We start from the raw sequence: 18,103 nt of genomic DNA on the forward strand, positions 1-18,103 counted from the left end.
CTTACGGATGCAGGGCGCTGAACAGGCTCTTGCAAGTTGCGCTCAGGTCGCCGTTCACCACCATCTGCTTGGCTGCCTCGATGTCCGGCGCGAAGAAGCGGTCGGCGTCGAAGAATGGTACCTTGGAACGCAGCTGGGCGTGTACATGTTCCAGTTGCGCCGAGGTTTTCAGCGGACGGTGGAAGTCGATGCCCTGCGCCGCAGCCAGCAGCTCGATGCCGAGGATGGTCGCGGTATTGTGCGCCATATCGTGCAGGCGGCGCGCGCCGTAGGTGGCCATCGACACGTGGTCTTCCTGGTTGGCGGAAGTCGGGATGGTGTCGACCGAGGCCGGATGCGCGATCGACTTGTTTTCCGAGGCCAGCGCGGCGGCGGTCACGTGGGCGATCATGAAGCCGGAGTTCACGCCCGGGTCGCGCACCAGGAACGGCGGCAGGCCGGACAGGGTGGCGTCGATCAGCAGCGAGACGCGGCGCTCGGAAATCGAGCCGATTTCCGCGATGGCCAGCGCCAGCGTGTCGGCGGCGAAGGCCACCGGTTCGGCGTGGAAGTTGCCGCCCGAGACCACTACCGGGCCGTCGTCGTTCTGGAAAATCAGCGGGTTGTCGGTCACGGCATTGGCTTCGATCAGGAGGGTGCGGCCGGCGTTGGCGATCAGGTCCCAGCAGGCGCCCATCACTTGCGGCTGGCAGCGCAGGCAGTACGGGTCCTGCACGCGCTCGTCGCCCACCAGGTGCGAGGCGCGGATGGCGCTGCCGGAGACCAGCTCGCGGTAGATGCCGGCGGCGGCGATCTGGCCCGGCTGGCCGCGCACTTCGTGGATGCGGGCGTCGAACGGGGAGTCGGAACCCTTGGCGGCGTCCAGCGACATGGAGCCGGTCACCATGCCCGCTTCGAGCAGGCGTTCGGCCATGAACAGGCCGTGCAGCGCCAGCGCGGTGGAGGCCTGGGTGCCGTTGATCAGGGCCAGGCCTTCTTTCGCGGCCAAGACCACGGGGGCGATGCCGGCGGCTTTCAAGGCGTCGGCCGCCTGCACCAGCTCGCCCTTCACGCGCACTTCGCCCACGCCGAGGATGGCCAGGGTCATGTGCGACAGCGGGGCCAGGTCGCCGGAGGCGCCGACCGAGCCCTTGGCCGGGATGGCGGGCATGATGCCCTTGTTGTACAGGGCGATCAGGGTGTCGATCACGATCGGGCGGATGCCGGAGAAGCCGCGCGACAGGCTGCTGATCTTGGTCAGCATCAAGAGGCGCACCACTTCGTCGGACATCAGCTCGCCGGTGCCGACCGAGTGCGACAGGATCAGGTTGCGCTGCAGCTGTTCCAGCTTGTCGTCCGGTATGCGGGTCTTGGCCAAGAGGCCGAAGCCGGTGTTGATGCCGTAGGCGGCGTCGCCTTTCGCGACGATGTCCTGTACGGCTTTGCAGGAGGCGTCGATGGCGCTGTAGGCTTCTTTTGCCAGGGTGATCGGGGTGGGGGCGCTCCAGACGGTGCGCAGGTCGGACAGGGTCAGTTTGCCGGGATTCAGGGTCAGGTGGGTCATGGTTTTGTGTCTCGTGTTCGTTTGCTCTTCAACCGGTAAACCGGTGTCTGACCCGCAGGGTCAGACACCCGATACGCGGCGGTCGCGTGGCAAGGTGCCTTACCGGTCTTACTTGATCATCGGCAGGTTCAGTTTATTACGCTTGGCGCATGCGATGGCGGACTCGTAGCCGGCGTCGGCGTGGCGCATCACGCCCGAGCCGCAGTCGTTGACCAGCACGCGGCCCAGGCGCTTGGCGGCGGCTTCCGTGCCGTCGGCCACGATCACCACGCCGGAGTGCTGCGAGTAGCCCATGCCGACGCCGCCGCCGTGGTGCAGCGAGACCCAGGTGGCGCCGCCGGCAGTGTTGAGCATGGCGTTCAAGAGCGGCCAGTCGGACACGGCATCGGTGCCGTCGCGCATGCCTTCGGTTTCGCGGTTGGGCGAGGCGACCGAGCCGGTGTCGAGGTGGTCGCGGCCGATCACGATCGGCGCCTTCAGTTCGCCGTTCTTCACCATTTCATTGAAAGCCAGGCCGGCGATGTGGCGCTCGCCCAGGCCCAGCCAGCAGATGCGCGCCGGCAGGCCCTGGAAGGCGATGCGCTCGCGCGCCATGTCCAGCCAGCGGTGCACGTTGGCGTGGTGCGGGAACAGTTCCTTGATCTTGGCGTCGGTCTTGTAGATGTCTTCCGGATCTCCGGACAGGGCCACCCAGCGGAACGGGCCGCGCCCTTCGCAGAACTGCGGGCGGATGTAGGCCGGCACGAAGCCGGGGAAGTCGAAGGCGTTCCTGACGCCCTTGTCCAGCGCCACCTGGCGGATGTTGTTGCCGTAGTCGACCACCTTGGCGCCCAGCGCCTGGAAGTCCAGCATGGCCTGCACGTGCACGGCGCAGGAAGCGGCGGCGGCGTCGACCAGGCGCGCATGCTGCGCGGCGTCGGCCTGGGCCGCCTTCCACTGCGCGACGCTCCAGCCTTGCGGCAGGTAGCCGTTGACCAGGTCGTGGGCCGAAGTCTGGTCGGTCACCAGGTCCGGCACCAGGCCGCCGGCCTTGGCGCGGCGCACCAGTTCCGGCAGCACGTCGGCGGCGTTGCCCAAGAGGCCGATGGAAATGGCGTCGCCGTTGGCCTGGTGCTGCTTGATCATCTCGATCGCTGCATCGATGCTGGCGGCCTGCTTGTCCAGGTAGCGGGTGCGCAGGCGGAAATCGATGGAGGACTGCTGGCATTCGATGTTGAGCGAGACGGCGCCGGCAAAGGTGGCGGCCAGCGGCTGCGCGCCGCCCATGCCGCCCAGGCCGGCGGTCAGCACCCAGCGCCCTTTCAGGTCGCCGCCGAAGTGCTGGCGGCCCGCTTCGGCGAAGGTTTCGTAGGTGCCCTGCACGATGCCCTGGGTGCCGATATAGATCCAGGAACCGGCCGTCATCTGGCCGTACATGAACAGGCCCTGGCGGTCGAGCTCGTTGAAATGCTCCCAGTTGGCCCATTTCGGCACCAGGTTGGAATTGGCCAGCAGCACGCGCGGCGCGTCTTCGTGGGTCTGGAACACGCCGACCGGCTTGCCGGACTGGATCAAGAGGGTTTCATTGGCTTCCAGCTTTTTCAGGGAAGCGAGGATCTGGTCGAAGCACGCCCAGTTGCGGGCCGCGCGGCCGATGCCGCCGTACACCACCAGGTGTTGCGGGTTCTCCGCCACTTCCTTGTCCAGGTTGTTCTGCAGCATGCGGTAGGCCGCTTCCGCGCCCCAGGTTTTGCAAGTCATTTCCGGGCCGCGCGGGGCGCGGATGTCGCGGGTGGCGTCGTAGCGGGGATCGTTGGCAAGGCTGGTAGGCATGGCGGCTCCTTGAATGGTTGATGGCGCCACTCTAAGTTGTATATACAAGCCAGTCAACTGATTTTTAGCGGCTTGCAGAGTCAATAGTTAGTAAGTACACTACTTTTCTTTCACGTTTACAATTCTCGCCCGGCGCCATGCTTCTCGACCACCCCGACTTCCCTTTGATCGACCTGGCGGGTGAAGCTGCGGCGCAGGCCTACCAGCTGATCCTGGCCGGCCAGCCCGTGCCCTTCACGCTATACCAGCGCGACCACGTTGGCCAGGCGCGCAGCACGCAGCCGCGCGGGGCGCTGGCCGAAGTGCGCGCCCAGCTGCACGGCGCCGGCGCCACCAGCCAGGTGCTGCTGTTCGAGATGAATGCGCGCTTCGACGATTGCCCGTCCGAGCGCGCCCTGTTCGTGGAATTCGGCGCCGCCAGCGGGCTGCTGCACGGCCTGGTGCTGGCCCTGCCCTATACCACCAACCCCCAGCGGCGCTGCATTCCGGGCATGATCCAGCTGCAGCGCTGCCCGCCAGGCCTGCGTCAACTGGCCGACGACCTGCTGCCGCGCTTTACGCGCGCCCTGCGCAAGAGCCCCCACGGCCGCGCATGGGAGCAGGCGCGCGAATACGACCGTCTGGCAGCGCCGTCGCTGGAAGCGTTCGAAGCGACCCGGCGCGCGGTCGATGCCCTCTGCCCTGCGCTGCGCGCCGACGACCCGGCCGCCGACAGCAATGCGCTGGCCAGCCGCCACCTCGACGCGCTGGTGGAACGCTACCCCTTCGAACACGGCATCGCCTACCGCAAGGCGCTGTACCAGCTCGGGCTGGACCTGTCGGCGGCCAGCCTGCTGCGCATCGACAACCTGCTGGAGCAACTGCAGCCCAGGCTGGAGGTCAGCGAAGCGCAATTCCTGGCGCATCCGGCCAACCGCAATTTCCTGCACGTGCTGGCGTTCTACATCGGCACCGTGGTGGCGCAGGAGTCGGGCGCGCGCATCGACTGGTTCACGGCGCGGCAGTTGCAGCAGGCCCACGCGATCGCGGTCGACGCCGTCGGCCAGCCGCGCCTGGCGCTGGCCGGACTGCTCAACAAGAGCGAGGTCTACTTCCCGCTGCACATGCTGCTGGACCGCCTGTTCGGGCCATGCAGCGGGGCCCAGTTCCGCGCCACGGTCAAAGAGCTGGGGCGCATGGCCGCCGCCTCGCGCGCGCCGCGCCTGCAGGACGATATGGAGCATGTGCAGCGCCGCATCGACCTGGCGCGCAGCAGCGATCCCGACTACCTGGTGCCGGAGCGCCCGTCCTGGGTCGACGGCGACAGCATCGAGCTGTGGTTCCAGAACGTCGGCGCCCTGTTCCTCGGCGGCCGCCTGGTATGGGGCCAGATCACCCAGGCCAACAGCCTGATGTGGCGGGAAGGCGACGCCAACTGCCCGGGCGAGGTGCTGTACGACCTGCGCGGCATCCCGACCGGCGCAGAGCTGGGGCCGATTGCCAGCACTATTTACGACTACAAGGGCACGCGCCCGCTGGACCACCGGCTGGCCTTCCTGTCCGACCACCTGATGCACGAGAGGACGCGCAGCTTCGGCCTGCCGCTGCCCTTGCGCCTGTCAAGCTCGGACTTGCGCCTGACCACCATCTTTTTCGACCGCAAGCACCTGCCTGGCGGCTACCTGCAAAGCGGCCTGGTGCCGCTGCTGATCCACGACGCTTATCCCGGCATCGTGACCGTGCTGCCGGAGCGTTTCTGGACGGTCGAAGTCCAAGCCCATGCCCGCCGCAATGGCTGGCCGGTATAAGGCAAGCTCACCATGACCATCTGGCACACCCTCGGCATTGCGCCGACCAGCGACACGCGCGCCATCAAGCTGGCTTACGCGGCCCGCCTCAAGCAGATCGACCCGGAGCAAGACCTGGCCGGCTTCCAGTCCTTGCGCGAAGCGTACGAGCAGGCGCTGGCCACGCCGCAGGAGCAGGAGCAGGAGCAGGAGCAGGCGGGCGGCGATTTTCCGGCACTGCTGGCATTCGATAGCATCGGCGCGGCCCCAGTGCCACTGGTGCCGCCCCTGCCGCCGCCGCGGCCGCGGCGCCAGCCGCCGGCAGCGGCCCGCACGCCGTTCTCCAGCCTGCCGGCCCTGCCCGAACTGCCGCTGGACGCGCCGCTGGCGCAGCCGCTGGTGCTCGACCTGGAGCCGGAGAGCGAGGCCGCGCTGGCGCAGCAGCACAGCCAGCGCTGGCTGCCCGGCCCGCGTCCCCAATCGTATGCCACGGCGCGCCCGCAACTGCGCCCCGGCCCCCAACCGCCGGCGCCGCAGGCGGCAGCGGCCATGCTGTGCCAGGCGCTGGAGCACTTGCCGGCGGAGCAGCGCGGGGCCGAACTGGCGCGCCGCTACCGGCAGCCGGGCTGGGGCAACGGCGCTTTCCGCGCGGGCCTGGAAACGGCCATCGTGCGCGCGCTGGAAGAAGATTTCGAACAGCGCTGGCAGCTGGTGCCGGCCTTCTCCGGCGCCCTGGCCTGGACTTCGCGCGGGGGCGAGGACTTGCCCGACCAGGCGGCCATCCAGCGCCTGCTCAATCGCTACGCCGCGCGCAAATGGCGGCGCCAGTTCGACCAGTGGTCGCAGGAAGACCCGATGGTGCGGGCCTTGCTGCTGGTGTCCGGTCCGGTCGACGAGGCGCGCTTCACCACGTTTGCCCGCCACCGCAGCCACGTGGAGGGCATGCAGGAAGTATTGCGGCACCTGGCGAAAACCCCGTTCCTGGCGGACTACGAATTCAACGCCGCTGCCGTCCAGTGGTGGACGGACTACTGCCGCAATGCGCCGCCGGCGGCCGCGCCCGCAACAGCCAGGGCCAGGCCGGCCGCCGCGCGCGATGCCTGGCAGCCGCGCCAACGCTGGTACACCGGCCTGTCGTTCACCAAGGTGCTGCTGGTACTGCTTGTGCTGCTGTTCTGGATCGCCAGGCTCGCCGACTACGTCCGCACGAGCTGAGCGCGGCCGGCGCGCTTACTTGCGGAACACCTGCTTGCCGCCGACCCAGGTTTGCAGCACGCCGACCTTGCCGATGTCTTCGGCCGGCACCTGGAACAGGTCGCGGTCGGTGACGATGAAGTCGGCCCACTTGCCCCGCTCCAGCGAACCGACCGACTGCTCCTGGTGCGCCGCCCAGGCCGCGTCCAGCGTGAAGCAGCGCAAGGCTTCGGCCAGCGTCATGGCCTGCTCCTTGTGCCAGCCGCCGTTCGGCATGCCTTGCATGTCCTGGCGCGTGACGGCAGCGTGGATGCCTTGCAGCGGATTGGGCGACTCGATCGGGAAATCGGAACCGCAGGCGATGCGGCTGCCCTGCTTGAGGAAGGTGCGCCAGGCATAGGCGCCCTTGATGCGCTCAGGACCGACGCGCTGCTCCGCCATGTTCTGGTCGGAGGTGGCGTGGGTCGGCTGCATCGACGGCACGATGGCCAGCTGCTTGAAGCGCGGGATGTCGGCCGGCTGCACCACCTGCGCGTGCTCGATGCGGTGCCGTTTGGCCGCCAGCGGGTACTGCTTGCCCAGTTGCTCGAAGCTGTCGAGGATCTGCTTGTTGCCGGCGTCGCCGATGGCGTGCACATTGACCTGGTAGCCTGCCTTCATCGCTTTTTCCATCTTGGCGCGGATGGCGGCGTTGCTGTTGAACAGCAGGCCGCGCGTGTGCGGTGCGTCGCTGTAGGGATGGACCAGGGCTGCGCCGCGGCTGCCCAGCGCACCGTCCGAATACAGCTTGACGGCTGCCAGCGCGTAATGGCCGTCGGCGTATGAAGGCAGCGGGCCTTTCTTCGACAGTTGCTCGAAGTCGGGGCCGACGTCGCCGATCATGGCGTACACGCGGGTGGTCAGCTTGCCCTGGTCGGCGTACTCGCGGAACAGGCGGTCGGCGCCCGCGTCGATGCCGGCATCGTGCACGCTGGTCAGGCCAACGCTGGAGAGGATGCCCAGCGCGCCATCGAGCATGGCGCGCGCTTCGGCCTCGCTTGGTTTCGGCAGCACCTTGTAGACGAATTCCATCGCCGTGTCGACCAGGATGCCGCTGGCATTGCCGTTGGCGTCGCGCTCGATCTTGCCGCCTTCGGGATCTTTCGTGTCTTTCGTAATGCCGGCCGCTTCCAGCGCTTTGCTGTTGACCCACATGGCGTGGCCGTCGATACGTTCCATGGCGGCGGGACGGTCGCTGACCACTGCATCGAGTTCGGCGACATTCGGGAAGCGGCCCAGCTTCCAGGTCTCCTGGTTCCAGCCCTTGCCGATCACCCATTTGCGCTGCGGGTTCGCTTGCGCGAACCTGGCGACGGAAGCTTGCGCAGCCTGCAGCGAAGGGGGGCTGTACAAGTCGGCACTGGTGGCGACTTCACCCAGGCCGAACACGTGGCCATGGGCGTCGATCAGGCCTGGCAGCACGGTCTTGCCTTGCAGGTCGATGCGCTTGAAACCCTTGGCCTTCGCCGCTACTTCGTGCTTACTGCCGACCGCCACCAGCTTGCCGCTGTCGTCGAAGGCCAGCGCCTGGAACCGCACCAGCTTGCCTTTTGCGTTCAGCGTGTAGCCGTTGGCGTTGTCGATCATGGTGCCGGCGCTGGCGGCAGTGGCGGCAAGCAGCGCGGCGGCCAGCAGGGTGCGGCGGAAGTGCATGGGCATGTCCTTTCGAATTTGAAAGCAAGATTTTTTTCCGTAGCAGAGTGTACCCGCAGACTCGCTTGCATTAAAGAGCAAGATTCGGGGTGTGGCGGGAGCCGGCTGCTGGTCCAATGTGGCTTTTCCTGTTGGAGTTCCGCCATGCTGACGCTTTACGATTACCTGCCTTCACAAAACGCTTACAAAGTCCGCTTGCTGCTGTCGCATCTTGGCTTGCCTTATCGTACCGAGATGGTCAGCATCTTCGAAGGCGCCGGGCAGGATCCTTCCTACCTTGCGCTTAATCCGACCGGTGCGGTGCCTGCTTTGCGCCTCGATGATGGACGGGTGCTGGCGGAGTCGAATGCCATCCTCACCTATCTGGCTTCCGGCACGCGTTACCTGCCTGCCGATGCTTTTGCGGCGGCCAAGGTGCAGCAGTGGATGTCGTTTGAACAGGACTACGTGCTGAGTATCGCTTCCCTGCGCCATTGGACCATGACGGGCAAGCTGGCGCGCCGGCCTGCCGCGCTGGTCGAGATGCGGCGAGCGGGTGGCTTGCGCGCACTGCAAATCCTTGAGCGCGAGCTGGCGCTGCGGCCTTTCATCACTGGCGACACCTATACCATTGCGGATATTTCGCTGTTTGCCTATACCCACCGGGCCGAAGAAGCGGGCCTGCCTTTGCGTCAGTTTCCCCATGTTTGCGCCTGGATAGAGCGCGTGCGGGCGCAGCCGGGTTTCCTCGACGAGCATTACCCGTATTCGATCGATCCGCATTCCTCTGGCGAACTGCCTTGAGCGCATTCGGAAAGGGTTTTCGATGCAGGGGTCAAAACAAATTGTCTGAAACCGTGTCTGAAACTGTCTGAAACCGTTCTGAAATTGTCTGAAATGCCTAATCGTCAGGCAGGATGTCAGTCCGCCGTTCCAACTTGCCTTGGCGGCGGCTGGCTGCCTTCTCTATCAAGGCGAGGGCATTGCGCAGGCTTTGCGCCATGACGGCTGGGGCGGCAACCGCATCGTGAGGCCGGAATGCCGCGACCGGTTCCGGGCGCGGGCCCCGCAGTTGCTCACTACGAATAAAGGCCGCATTTTTCCAGTAGCGCTGGCCCGGCAAACGCAACCATAGGTCGCGCCAGGCGTTGCGGGCCGTGCCCGCCACTTCGGCTGCAAATTGGTTCGGACTCATGGACCTGCCATCGCATAACACCGCATCGCCGACAACCTTGGCAAATGCATAGTGACCACGGTATTGCATTTTCAGTTCCGTGCCTTCAGGCAGAAACAGCTGCTTCCATTGGAAACCTGGCGCTGGGCCATCGCCAGCGCTCGTTTCGCCGCGAGCGACCGCAAGCCAGGAAGCCAGAGCGCCCTCGACTACTTCGGCCGGATCGCGCTCGTCACCGAACTCCTGGAGATAGTTCGCCAGTTCGAGGAACAGTTCACTCGAGATTTGAACAGAAACAAGTTTACGGCCCATGATGTCCCCCCGCTTATTCAAGTACGTCTTTGACAAGCGAGAGAAACCTAAGTTCAGACAATTTCAGAACGGTTTCAGACAGTTTCAGACACGGTTTCAGACAATTTGTTTTAGCACCCGAATCGCGAACCCGTTCCGGATGTCCTCACTCGGCATCGTGGAAAATGATGCCCAGCGTATGCCGGTGGCCTGCATGCAGGCGGCTGACGCCATGCCGCATATTGACGCGGTAAGTACCGCGCGCGCCCGCCACCGGCCGATGAAAGACCGGAAAGATCACGCAATCGCCCTGCTGCAAAGGCACGACTTCCACGCGCGACTGCATGCGCGGGCGCTGTTCGGTGAGCACGAATTCACCGCCCTCGAAATCGCGGCCCGGCTGCGACAGCAGGAAGGCCGCCTGCAGCGGAAACACATGCTCGCCATACAGGTCCTGGTGCAGGCAGTTGTAATCGCCCGCCCCGTACTGCAGCAATAAGGGCGTCGGCCGGCGCTGCCCCGCCGCATGGCAGCGCGCGACGAAGTCCGCATGTTCAGCAGGAAAGCGCGGTTCCAGCCCCATCGTCGCATACCAGCGATTGGCGATGGATGCCAGCGGCGGATACATGGACGAGCGCAACTCGGCGACCAGATCAGGTAAGGGATAGCGGAAATACTGGTATTCCCCCTTGCCGAACCCATGCCGCTGCATGACGACCCGGCTGCGATAGAGCTCCGGCCGGCAATAGCCCGCCACCAGCCCCGCGCACTCGCCAGGCGACAAGACACCCCGCACCAGCGCACAGCCGAATTCATCCAGGTCGCCGGCAATGCGCGGCCAATCGAAAGCCGCGCGCGCCCCGGCCGCCGCAGCCAGCGGCGGCGCAAACAGGTCGCCCATCATGCCGCAGCCTCGGTGGCCGCCTCCGCCTCGCGTTCCAGCAAGGCCGCCTTGCGCTCCACGCCCCAGCGATAGCCCGAGATCGAACCATCGTTGCGCACCACCCGGTGGCAGGGAATCGCCACCGCAATCGCGTTGGCCGCGCAAGCGCCCGCCACCGCCCGCGCCCCGTTCGGCGCGCCCACGCGCTCGGCCAGTTCGGCATAGCTGACCGTCGCGCCGGCCGGAATTTCGCGCAAGGCTTGCCAGACGCGCTGCTGGAAGGCCGTGCCACGCACATCAAGCGGCAGGTCGAGCCCGATCCGCGGCGCCTCGACGAAGGCAATCACACGCGCCACCACCTGCTCGTAATCTGCCTCCGCGCCGCGCAACTCGGCCTGCGGGAAGCGGTCCTGCAGGTCGTGCGCCAGCGCCTGCGGATCGTCGCCCAGCAGGATGCAGCAGATGCCCCGTTCGGTGCTGGCCACCAGGATCGCCCCCAGCGAGCACTGGGCGATGGCAAAGCGGATCACCGCCCCGCGCCCGCCCGCGCGCCAGGCCGACGGCGTCATGCCCAGCGCGCCTGGCGTGGCGGCGTAGAAGCGCCCGCTGGAATTGAAGCCGGCGGCGTAGATGGCATCGGTCACGGAAGCCTGGTCGGCCAGCCCCTGCTGCATGCGCCGCGCGCGCGCCGCCGCGGCATAGGCTTTCGGCGTCAGTCCGGTCTGGGCCTTGAACACGCGGTGGAAGTGGAAGCGGCTCATGCCGCCGGCAGCAGCCAGCGCGTCAAGGTCGGGCGCCACTTCCGAAGCATCGATCAGGCGGCACACCTCGGCCACCATGGCCGCGTGGCGCTCGGCCAGCGGCGGCTGGTCCGGCTTGCAACGCTTGCAGGGGCGGAAGCCGGCCGCCTCGGCCGCCGCGATGGAGGCATGGAAGGCCACGTTCTCGCGCAGGGCCGGCCGGGCGCCGCAGGAAGGGCGGCAGAACACGCCGGTGGTGCGCACGGAATAGTAGAACTGGCCGTCGGCCGCGCTGTCGCGCGCCTGCACGGCGGCCCAGCGCTCGTTGTCGGTCAGGAAACGGGAAATCGGCTTCATCGGGTTCATCGCAAGCTCCAGTCGGTAGTATGCCACCATGGTAGGCAGCCGTCCGGCCGGCGGCACTCCGCCGCTTGCTATTGAATTCCCGAATGCTACAATCGGCGCACTCATCCGGAGGACGGCTTGGAAGAACACCAACAACACGACACCCCCATCTTTCAACGCATCAAGGACTTCCTGCTGGCGCAAATTGCCGCCGGCGCCTGGAAGGAAGGCGCCGTCATCCCTTCCGAGCAAGCCCTGGTCAAGCAGTTCGGCGTCTCGCGCATGACCGTCAACCGCGCCGTGCGCGAACTGACCGCGGAAGGCGTGCTGACCCGCCGCCAGGGCGCCGGCACCTATGTCGCGCCGCAAAAAGTCCAGGCCACCCTGCTGGAAATCAAGAGCATTGCCGACGAGGTCAGGGCGCGCGGCCACGCCCACCGCAGCGCCTTGCAGCTGCTCGAGCGCGGCAAGGCCGGCGACTTGCTGGGCAAGGCCTTCGACTTGCCGCCGGGCCAAGAGCTGTATCATTCCGTCATCGTGCACTTTGAAAACGGCGTGCCGATCCAGGTGGAAGACCGCTGGGTCAACCCGCTTTGCGCCCCCGACTACATGACGCAGGACTTCAGCCACACCACGCCCAATGAATACCTGATGCGGGCGGCGCCGCTGCAGGCGGCCACTTACAGCATAGAAGCGCTGGTGCCGCCGCGCGAAATCGCCGAGATGCTGGCGATGGATGGGCGCCAGCCTTGCCTGGTGCTCAAGCGCCAGACCCAGTCGGCCGGCCGCGTGGCCTCGCTGGCCACCATGTGGCATCCTGGCCATCGCTACCAATTTGGCGGCAGCGTCCCCGCCTGAGCAATGCTATAGTTGTCCGCACGCCAGCGCCCCCGCGCTGGCCAGAAAGGGAAGCCTTGTCGCCATCGAGCCAGAAAGCCGCCCCGCCTGTCCTTGCCCGCGTGCGCGCCCGCGCGCGCCGCCGCTGCGCGCGCGCCCTCGCCGCCCCGCTGTGCGCCGGGCTGCTGGCGCTGGCCGCCCTGCCGCTGGCGCCGGCCGCCAGCGCCGCCGAGGCCGTCACCGTCCAGCTCAAATGGCGCCACCAGTTCGCCTTTGCCGGCTATTACGCGGCCCAGGCCAAGGGCTATTACCGCGACGCCGGGCTGGACGTGACCTTGCGCGAAACCCAGCCCGGGCAAGACCCGCTGCAAAGCGTGCTCGACGGCGGCGCCCAGTATGGCGTGGGCAATGCCTCGCTGCTGCTGCGGCGCGCCGCCGGCGCCCCGGTGGTGCTGCTGGCCTCTGTGTTCCAGCATTCGGCCACGGTGCTGGCCGTGCGCCTGGACCAGCAGGGCCGGCGCCGCCCCTGGCCCGGCAGCCGCGTCGCGCTCGGCCCCGACACCGAGGAATTGCGGGTCTACCTGCAGCACGCGCAGGTGCCGCTGGCCCAGCTCACCATCGTGCCCGGCAGCCACGGCACGCAAGACTTGCTGGAGGGCCGGGTCGACGCCATTTCCGCCTACCTGAGCTCGGCGCCCTACGCGCTCGAGCGCGCCGGCCTGCGCTATGAGATCCTGCACCCGCGCAGCGCCGGCATCGACTTCTACGGCGACAACCTGTACACCACCGAGAGCGAGCTGCGCGAACACCCGGCACGCGCGCGCGCCCTGCGCGAAGCGACGCTGAAAGGCTGGCGCTATGCGCTCGAGCACCCGAACGAGATTGTCGACCTGATCCGCGCCCGCTATCCCGAGCGCAAGGCGCGCGAAGAGCTGCTGTGGGAAGCGGCCCAGCTGGCGCCGCTGCTGGAACAGCACCTGATCGAACTGGGCTACAGCAACCCGCTGCGCTGGCAGGGCATTGCCGCCAGCTACGCCGGCGCCGGCCTGCTGCCGGCCGACTTCAAGCTGGACGGCTTCCTCTACCACGAGGCCCCCGCCACCCCGGCCTGGCACTACGCGCTGGGAGTGGCGCTGGCCCTCTTGGCCGGCGCCGCCCTGTGGCGCCTGCTGCGCGTGTCGCGCGCCCTGCGCGGCGCCGAAGTGCGGGTCGGCGACGCCGAGCGCATTGCCAGCTTTGCGCTGGAAGGCGCCGGCGAAGGTTCCTGGGACTGGCAGCCGCAGCGCCCGGCGCTGCACCTGTCGCCGCGCTACTGCGAAATCCTCGGCTATGCGCCGGGCGCGCTGCGCCCGGCCAATGTCGAGCAGTGGCTGCAGCTGGTGCACCCCGACGACCGCGCCCGCATCGCCGGCGAGATTGGCGCGCTGGACCAGCCGGACGTCGGGCGCACCCCGTTCACCATGGAATTTCGCATGGCCTGCCGCGACGGCAGCTACACCTGGGTGCTGGCGCGCGGCATGGTGCTGGCGCGCGACGCCGCCGGCCGGCCCTTGCGCATGTCTGGCACCCTGGGCGACATTTCCGACCGCAGCGCGGCCGAACTGGCGCGCATGGCCGCCATGCTGGACGCCCTGCCCGGCGCCCTGCTGGTGGCCGACCGCGGCGGGCGGGTGCGCCAGGCCAACGAGGCGGCCGACGCGGTGTTTGCCGCCGACGCCGGCACGCTGGCCGGCGCCAGCATGGAACTGCTGATCCCGGACGTGATGCGCGACACCCCGGGCCGCCCGCGCGAACTGTTTGCCCGCCCGCGCATGCCGGGCCGGGTGCTGACCGCGCGCCGCCTGGACGGCAGCCACTTCCCGGCCATGGTGCACCTGGCGCCGATCCAGCTGGCCGGCCAGGGCCTGGTGGTGGTGTCGCTGCGCGACATGACCCAGCGCCAGCGCGCCGAGGAAGCGCTGCAGGCCTCGTCCGAGCGCTACCGCCTGATCGTGCAGACCGCAGCCGAAGGCATCTGGATGTGCGACGCGGCCGACCAGACCAGCTTCGTCAACCCCACCATGGCGCGCATGCTGGGCTACGAAGTCGAGCACATGCTGGGGCGCCCGATGGCCGACTTCATGGACCCCGACTGCCCGGCCCTGCAGGCGCAGCGCCAGCCAGGCGGCGCCGCCGCCACGCCGGCAGAACCGGCCGAAGGGCGCTTCTACCGCCAGGACGGCTCTTCGCTGTGGGCCCTGCTCTCGACCACCACCGTCAACGCCGACAACGGCAGCTACGCCGGCACGCTGACCATGGTCACCGATATTTCCGACCGGCGCCTGGCGGAGCTGGCGCTGCGCCACTCCAACCAGCGCCTGGCCTCGGTGTTCAACGCCGTCACCAACGGCCTGCTGGTGTTCGACGCGGCCGGCAATATCGTCGAATGCAATGCCGCCGCCAGCCGCATGCTGGGGCGCGCGGCCGCGCGCGGCGCCGGCCAGTGGGACGGCGTGCACGAGGACGGCCGCCGCTTTTCCGCCCCCGAGCACCCGGTGGCGCAGGCGCTCTCCAGCGGCCAGCCGGTGCGCGACGTGGTGATGGGGGTGCCGGCCGCCGCCGGCGCCGGCAGCGACACCTGCTGGCTGTCGGTCAACGTCGAGCCGCTGCGCGACGAGCACGGCCCGGGCAGCATGCTGGTGGCCAGCCTGACCGACATCACCTACAGGAAGCGCAGCGAGGACGCGCTGCGCCAGGGCGAGCAGCGGCTGCAGGAAATCATCCAGATGATGCCGATCGGCCTGTTCATCAAGGACAAGGACAGCCGCATGCTGCTGATGAACCGCGCCTGCGAGCAGCAGTTCGGCTACACCTTCGACGAATTGAACAACGGCGACTACAGCGTGTTCCACGCGCCGGAAGAAGCGGCCGCCTTCCGCGCGCGCGACCTGGAAGCGTTTGCCGGGCGCGCCCTGATCGACTTCGAGGAAAACATCTGGAACCCGGCCCTGGGCCAGACGCGCCAGCTGCGCACCTTCAAGAAGCCGGTGTACGACGCCCACGGCGCGCCGGCCTACCTGATCTGCATGTCGATCGACATCTCGGACAGCAAGGCCAACGAGCGCGCCCTGCGCGAACTCAACGAGCACCTGGAAGAGCGGGTGGCGCAGCGCACCGCGCAGCTGGACGAAGCGCGCCAGCAGGCCGAGGAAGCGTCGGCCGCGAAAGGCCAGTTCCTGGCCAAGATGAGCCACGAGATCCGCACCCCGATGAACGGCGTGATCGGCATGGCCTACCTGGCGCTGAAGACCGAACTGGAGCCGCGCCAGCGCGACTACCTGGAAAAGATCCGCTTCGCCGGCGAGCACCTGCTGCGCATCATCGACGACATCCTCGACATCTCCAAGATCGAAGCAGGCAAGCTGGAAATCGAAGACGTCGACTTCTCGCTCGAGCACGTGATCCAGACCCTGACCACGGTGGTGGCGCCGAAGGCGGCCAGCCGCGGCCTGCGCCTGGCGTTTGACATCGACCCGGCGCTGCCGCCGGTGCTGCGCGGCGACCCGCTGCGCCTGGGCCAGGTCCTGATCAACTACGTCAACAACGCCATCAAGTTTTCCGAGCAGGGCAGCATCGAAGTCAGCGTCAAGCAGCTCTTGGCCGACGACATTGCCTGCCTGCTGCGCTTCGAGGTGCGCGACCACGGCATCGGCCTGTCGGACGCCGAGCAGGGCAAGCTGTTCCAGGCCTTCCAGCAAGCCGACAGCGCCATCACGCGCGAATACGGCGGCACCGGCCTGGGCCTGGCCATCTGCAAGCAGCTGGCGCAGCTGATGGGCGGCGAAGTGGGCGTGCACAGCGCGCCCGGCGCCGGCGCCACCTTCTGGTTCACCGCCCGCCTGGGCGTCTCGCCGCGCGGCCTGCCGGACGTGATCAACGAAGTCAACGCCGCCGCCGCCGCCCTGCTTGACAGCGCGCGCAGCACGGCCGCCATGCAGGCGCTGAAGGACGCGCGCATCCTGCTGGTCGAGGACAACACCTTCAACCAGCAGATCGCGCTCGAGATGCTGGAAGAAGCCGGCTCCTCGGTGTGCCTGGCCAACAACGGCGCCGAAGCGCTCGACCTCTTGCACCAGGCCGCCTTCGACTGCGTGCTGATGGACGTGCAGATGCCGCTGATGGACGGGCTGGAAGCGACGCGCCGCATCCGCGCCGACCCGGCCCTGGCCGCCACCCGCGTGCTGGCCATGACCGCCACCGCCACCAAGGACGACCGCGAGCGCTGCCTGCAGGCCGGCATGGACGACTTCATTGCCAAGCCGATCCAGCCGGCCCTGATGTACCAGAAGATCGCCAGCTGGCTGCCCGAGCGCGACGCCGGCGCCGCCGCCAGCGAGGCCGCCCTGCCGCGCGGCGCCGGGCGCGCCGCCTTCCGTCCCACGCTGGCTGGCGACCCGGCCATCATCGACCTGTCGGTGCTGGCCCAGCTCCTGGGCTACCAGCCGCACAAGATCCGCAAGTTCGCCTTCAAGTTCCTGCAGACCACCGAAGCCGGCTTTACCGAAATGGAAAACGCGCTGGCCGCCGGCGAGCTGCAGAAAGTGCGCGAGCTGGGCCACCGCATCAAGAGCAGCGCGCGCGCCGTGGGCGCGCTTGGCATGGCCGAGCTGTGCCTGCAGCTGGAACAGCTGGCGCCCGAAGCCGAAGCGGGCGCCGCGCGCGCCGTGCTGGACCGCCTGTGGCCGCTGCTGCATGCGGTGAGCGAGCACATCATGACCAACACCACCTTTGCCGACGATGACTGAGACCCCCACCACGCCGCTGCGCATCCTGCTGGTCGACGACGACCCCTTCATGCTGAGCATGTTGTCCGACATGCTCGAAGAGCTCGGCCAGCTCAATGTACGTAGTGAAAGCGACGCCCGCCAGGCCCTGCTGGTGCTGCCGCAATACCGCCCCGACCTCCTGGTGTGCGACCTGTCGATGCCCGAGATGGACGGCATAGAATTCCTGCGCAAGGCCGCCGACAGCCACTTCGGCGGCGCGGTCGCCCTCTTGTCCGGCATGGACGCCGGCATCCGCCAGGCCGCCGAAACGCTGGCGCGCGCCCACGGCCTGGCCCTGCTCGGCACGCTGGCCAAGCCCGCCACCCCCGCCGCCCTGGCCGAGCTCCTGGCCCAGGCCGCCACCCGCCGTGCAGGATGAAAGTCGGGGTCAGGTCTGGCAATCCGCCATTTTGGCGGATTGCCAGACCTGACCCCGACTTTCGCCTTTCAAGCAGCGTACACAGGCTGGAAAAATCGGTTATTATTTGGGCCATTCCCGCCCTGATTCCCGCTTGACTTCCCAGTATTGAATTAGCGCAGTTCGTCGCCAGATGGGCGATAACAGCAAGGGATATTCCCGGGCGAACACTCAACTAAGGAAAAACATGAGCGACCTGATCAAACACATTACCGATGCCTCCTTCGACACCGACGTGCTGAAGGCCGACCGCCCTGTGCTGGTGGACTTCTGGGCCGAATGGTGCGGCCCTTGCAAGAGCATCGCGCCGATCCTGGAAGAAGTGGCCAAGGAATACGACGGCAAGCTCACCATCGCCAAGCTGGACGTGGACAGCAACCAGGCCGTGCCGGGCAAGTTCGGCATCCGCGGCATCCCGACCCTGATCCTGTTCAAGAATGGCGTGCCAGCCGCGCAGAAAGTCGGCGCCATGGCAAAAGGTCAACTGACCTCTTTCATCGACAGCAATATTTGATGTAATATAGGCGGTGCTGCGCCCGCAGCCCGCCTGATTGGCAGGGAAAGCGCCCAAAAACCTTTCCCTTTAATTAAAAGAACCCACGTAGTTCCCTCCCCTACCCTTAC

Annotated in this window: 13 protein-coding genes; 7 read left to right on the forward strand and 6 right to left on the reverse strand. The window is 67.5% G+C overall.

The window, feature by feature from the left end:
- Position 1 precedes the first annotated feature (1 nt).
- Together hutH and hutU are read right to left on the reverse strand one after the other, a co-directional pair.
- Positions 2-1,543, reverse strand: coding sequence for a histidine ammonia-lyase (gene hutH, locus ACN9MU_RS28855; protein ID WP_426343813.1), 1,542 nt, complete (start codon positions 1,541-1,543; stop codon positions 2-4).
- A 108-nt stretch (positions 1,544-1,651) separates the two neighbouring features.
- Positions 1,652-3,355, reverse strand: coding sequence for a urocanate hydratase (gene hutU / locus ACN9MU_RS28860; RefSeq protein WP_426165208.1), 1,704 nt, complete (start codon positions 3,353-3,355; stop codon positions 1,652-1,654).
- 137 nt (positions 3,356-3,492) lie between these two features.
- Here hutU and ACN9MU_RS28865 point away from each other — a divergent pair, with 137 nt between their 5' ends.
- Complete coding sequence (locus ACN9MU_RS28865; protein ID WP_426165210.1) at positions 3,493-5,142, forward strand: hypothetical protein; 1,650 nt, start codon at positions 3,493-3,495, stop codon at positions 5,140-5,142.
- 12 nt (positions 5,143-5,154) lie between these two features.
- Entirely contained in the window at positions 5,155-6,336 is a 1,182-nt protein-coding gene (locus ACN9MU_RS28870; RefSeq protein WP_426343814.1) for a hypothetical protein, read from the forward strand.
- A 15-nt stretch (positions 6,337-6,351) separates the two neighbouring features.
- Here ACN9MU_RS28870 and ACN9MU_RS28875 read toward each other — a convergent pair whose 3' ends face one another.
- Positions 6,352-8,013, reverse strand: a complete 1,662-nt coding sequence (locus tag ACN9MU_RS28875) for an amidohydrolase (protein WP_426343815.1) — start codon at positions 8,011-8,013, stop codon at positions 6,352-6,354.
- Positions 8,014-8,151: 138 nt separating this feature from the next.
- Between ACN9MU_RS28875 and ACN9MU_RS28880 the strand changes: the two genes are divergently transcribed.
- Positions 8,152-8,790 (forward strand): glutathione S-transferase family protein, encoded by a 639-nt coding sequence (locus ACN9MU_RS28880; protein WP_426319364.1) that lies wholly within the window; start codon positions 8,152-8,154, stop codon positions 8,788-8,790.
- 97 nt (positions 8,791-8,887) lie between these two features.
- Here ACN9MU_RS28880 and ACN9MU_RS28885 read toward each other — a convergent pair whose 3' ends face one another.
- The 3 genes from ACN9MU_RS28885 to ada form a co-directional block, all read right to left on the reverse strand.
- Complete coding sequence (locus tag ACN9MU_RS28885; RefSeq protein WP_426319365.1) at positions 8,888-9,472, reverse strand: hypothetical protein; 585 nt, start codon at positions 9,470-9,472, stop codon at positions 8,888-8,890.
- A gap of 145 nt (positions 9,473-9,617) precedes the next feature.
- Positions 9,618-10,355: a 2OG-Fe(II) oxygenase gene (locus ACN9MU_RS28890; protein ID WP_426319366.1), complete on the reverse strand. Its 738-nt coding sequence runs from the start codon at positions 10,353-10,355 to the stop codon at positions 9,618-9,620.
- Positions 10,352-11,440: a bifunctional DNA-binding transcriptional regulator/O6-methylguanine-DNA methyltransferase Ada gene (gene ada / locus ACN9MU_RS28895; RefSeq protein WP_426319367.1), complete on the reverse strand. Its 1,089-nt coding sequence runs from the start codon at positions 11,438-11,440 to the stop codon at positions 10,352-10,354. The genes ACN9MU_RS28890 and ada overlap by 4 nt, the downstream gene beginning before the upstream one ends.
- Positions 11,441-11,557: 117 nt before the next feature.
- Between ada and hutC the strand changes: the two genes are divergently transcribed.
- The 4 genes from hutC (at position 11,558) to trxA (ending at position 17,993) form a co-directional block, all read left to right on the forward strand.
- Positions 11,558-12,277 carry a histidine utilization repressor gene (gene hutC, locus ACN9MU_RS28900; RefSeq protein ID WP_426165224.1) on the forward strand — a complete coding sequence of 240 codons (720 nt, stop codon included), beginning with the start codon at positions 11,558-11,560 and terminating at the stop codon, positions 12,275-12,277.
- A gap of 56 nt (positions 12,278-12,333) precedes the next feature.
- On the forward strand, positions 12,334-17,040 hold the full coding sequence (locus tag ACN9MU_RS28905; RefSeq protein ID WP_426343816.1) for a PAS domain S-box protein: 4,707 nt from the start codon (positions 12,334-12,336) through the stop codon (positions 17,038-17,040).
- Positions 17,033-17,440, forward strand: a complete 408-nt coding sequence (locus tag ACN9MU_RS28910) for a response regulator (protein WP_426165228.1) — start codon at positions 17,033-17,035, stop codon at positions 17,438-17,440. The genes ACN9MU_RS28905 and ACN9MU_RS28910 overlap by 8 nt, the downstream gene beginning before the upstream one ends.
- A 226-nt stretch (positions 17,441-17,666) precedes the next feature.
- On the forward strand, positions 17,667-17,993 hold the full coding sequence (gene trxA / locus ACN9MU_RS28915; RefSeq protein ID WP_426165230.1) for a thioredoxin TrxA: 327 nt from the start codon (positions 17,667-17,669) through the stop codon (positions 17,991-17,993).
- The last annotated feature ends 110 nt before the right edge of the window (positions 17,994-18,103 follow it).

It is taken from the genome of Pseudoduganella sp. R-32 (assembly GCF_049913245.1).
Taxonomy (GTDB): domain Bacteria; phylum Pseudomonadota; class Gammaproteobacteria; order Burkholderiales; family Burkholderiaceae_D; genus Rugamonas.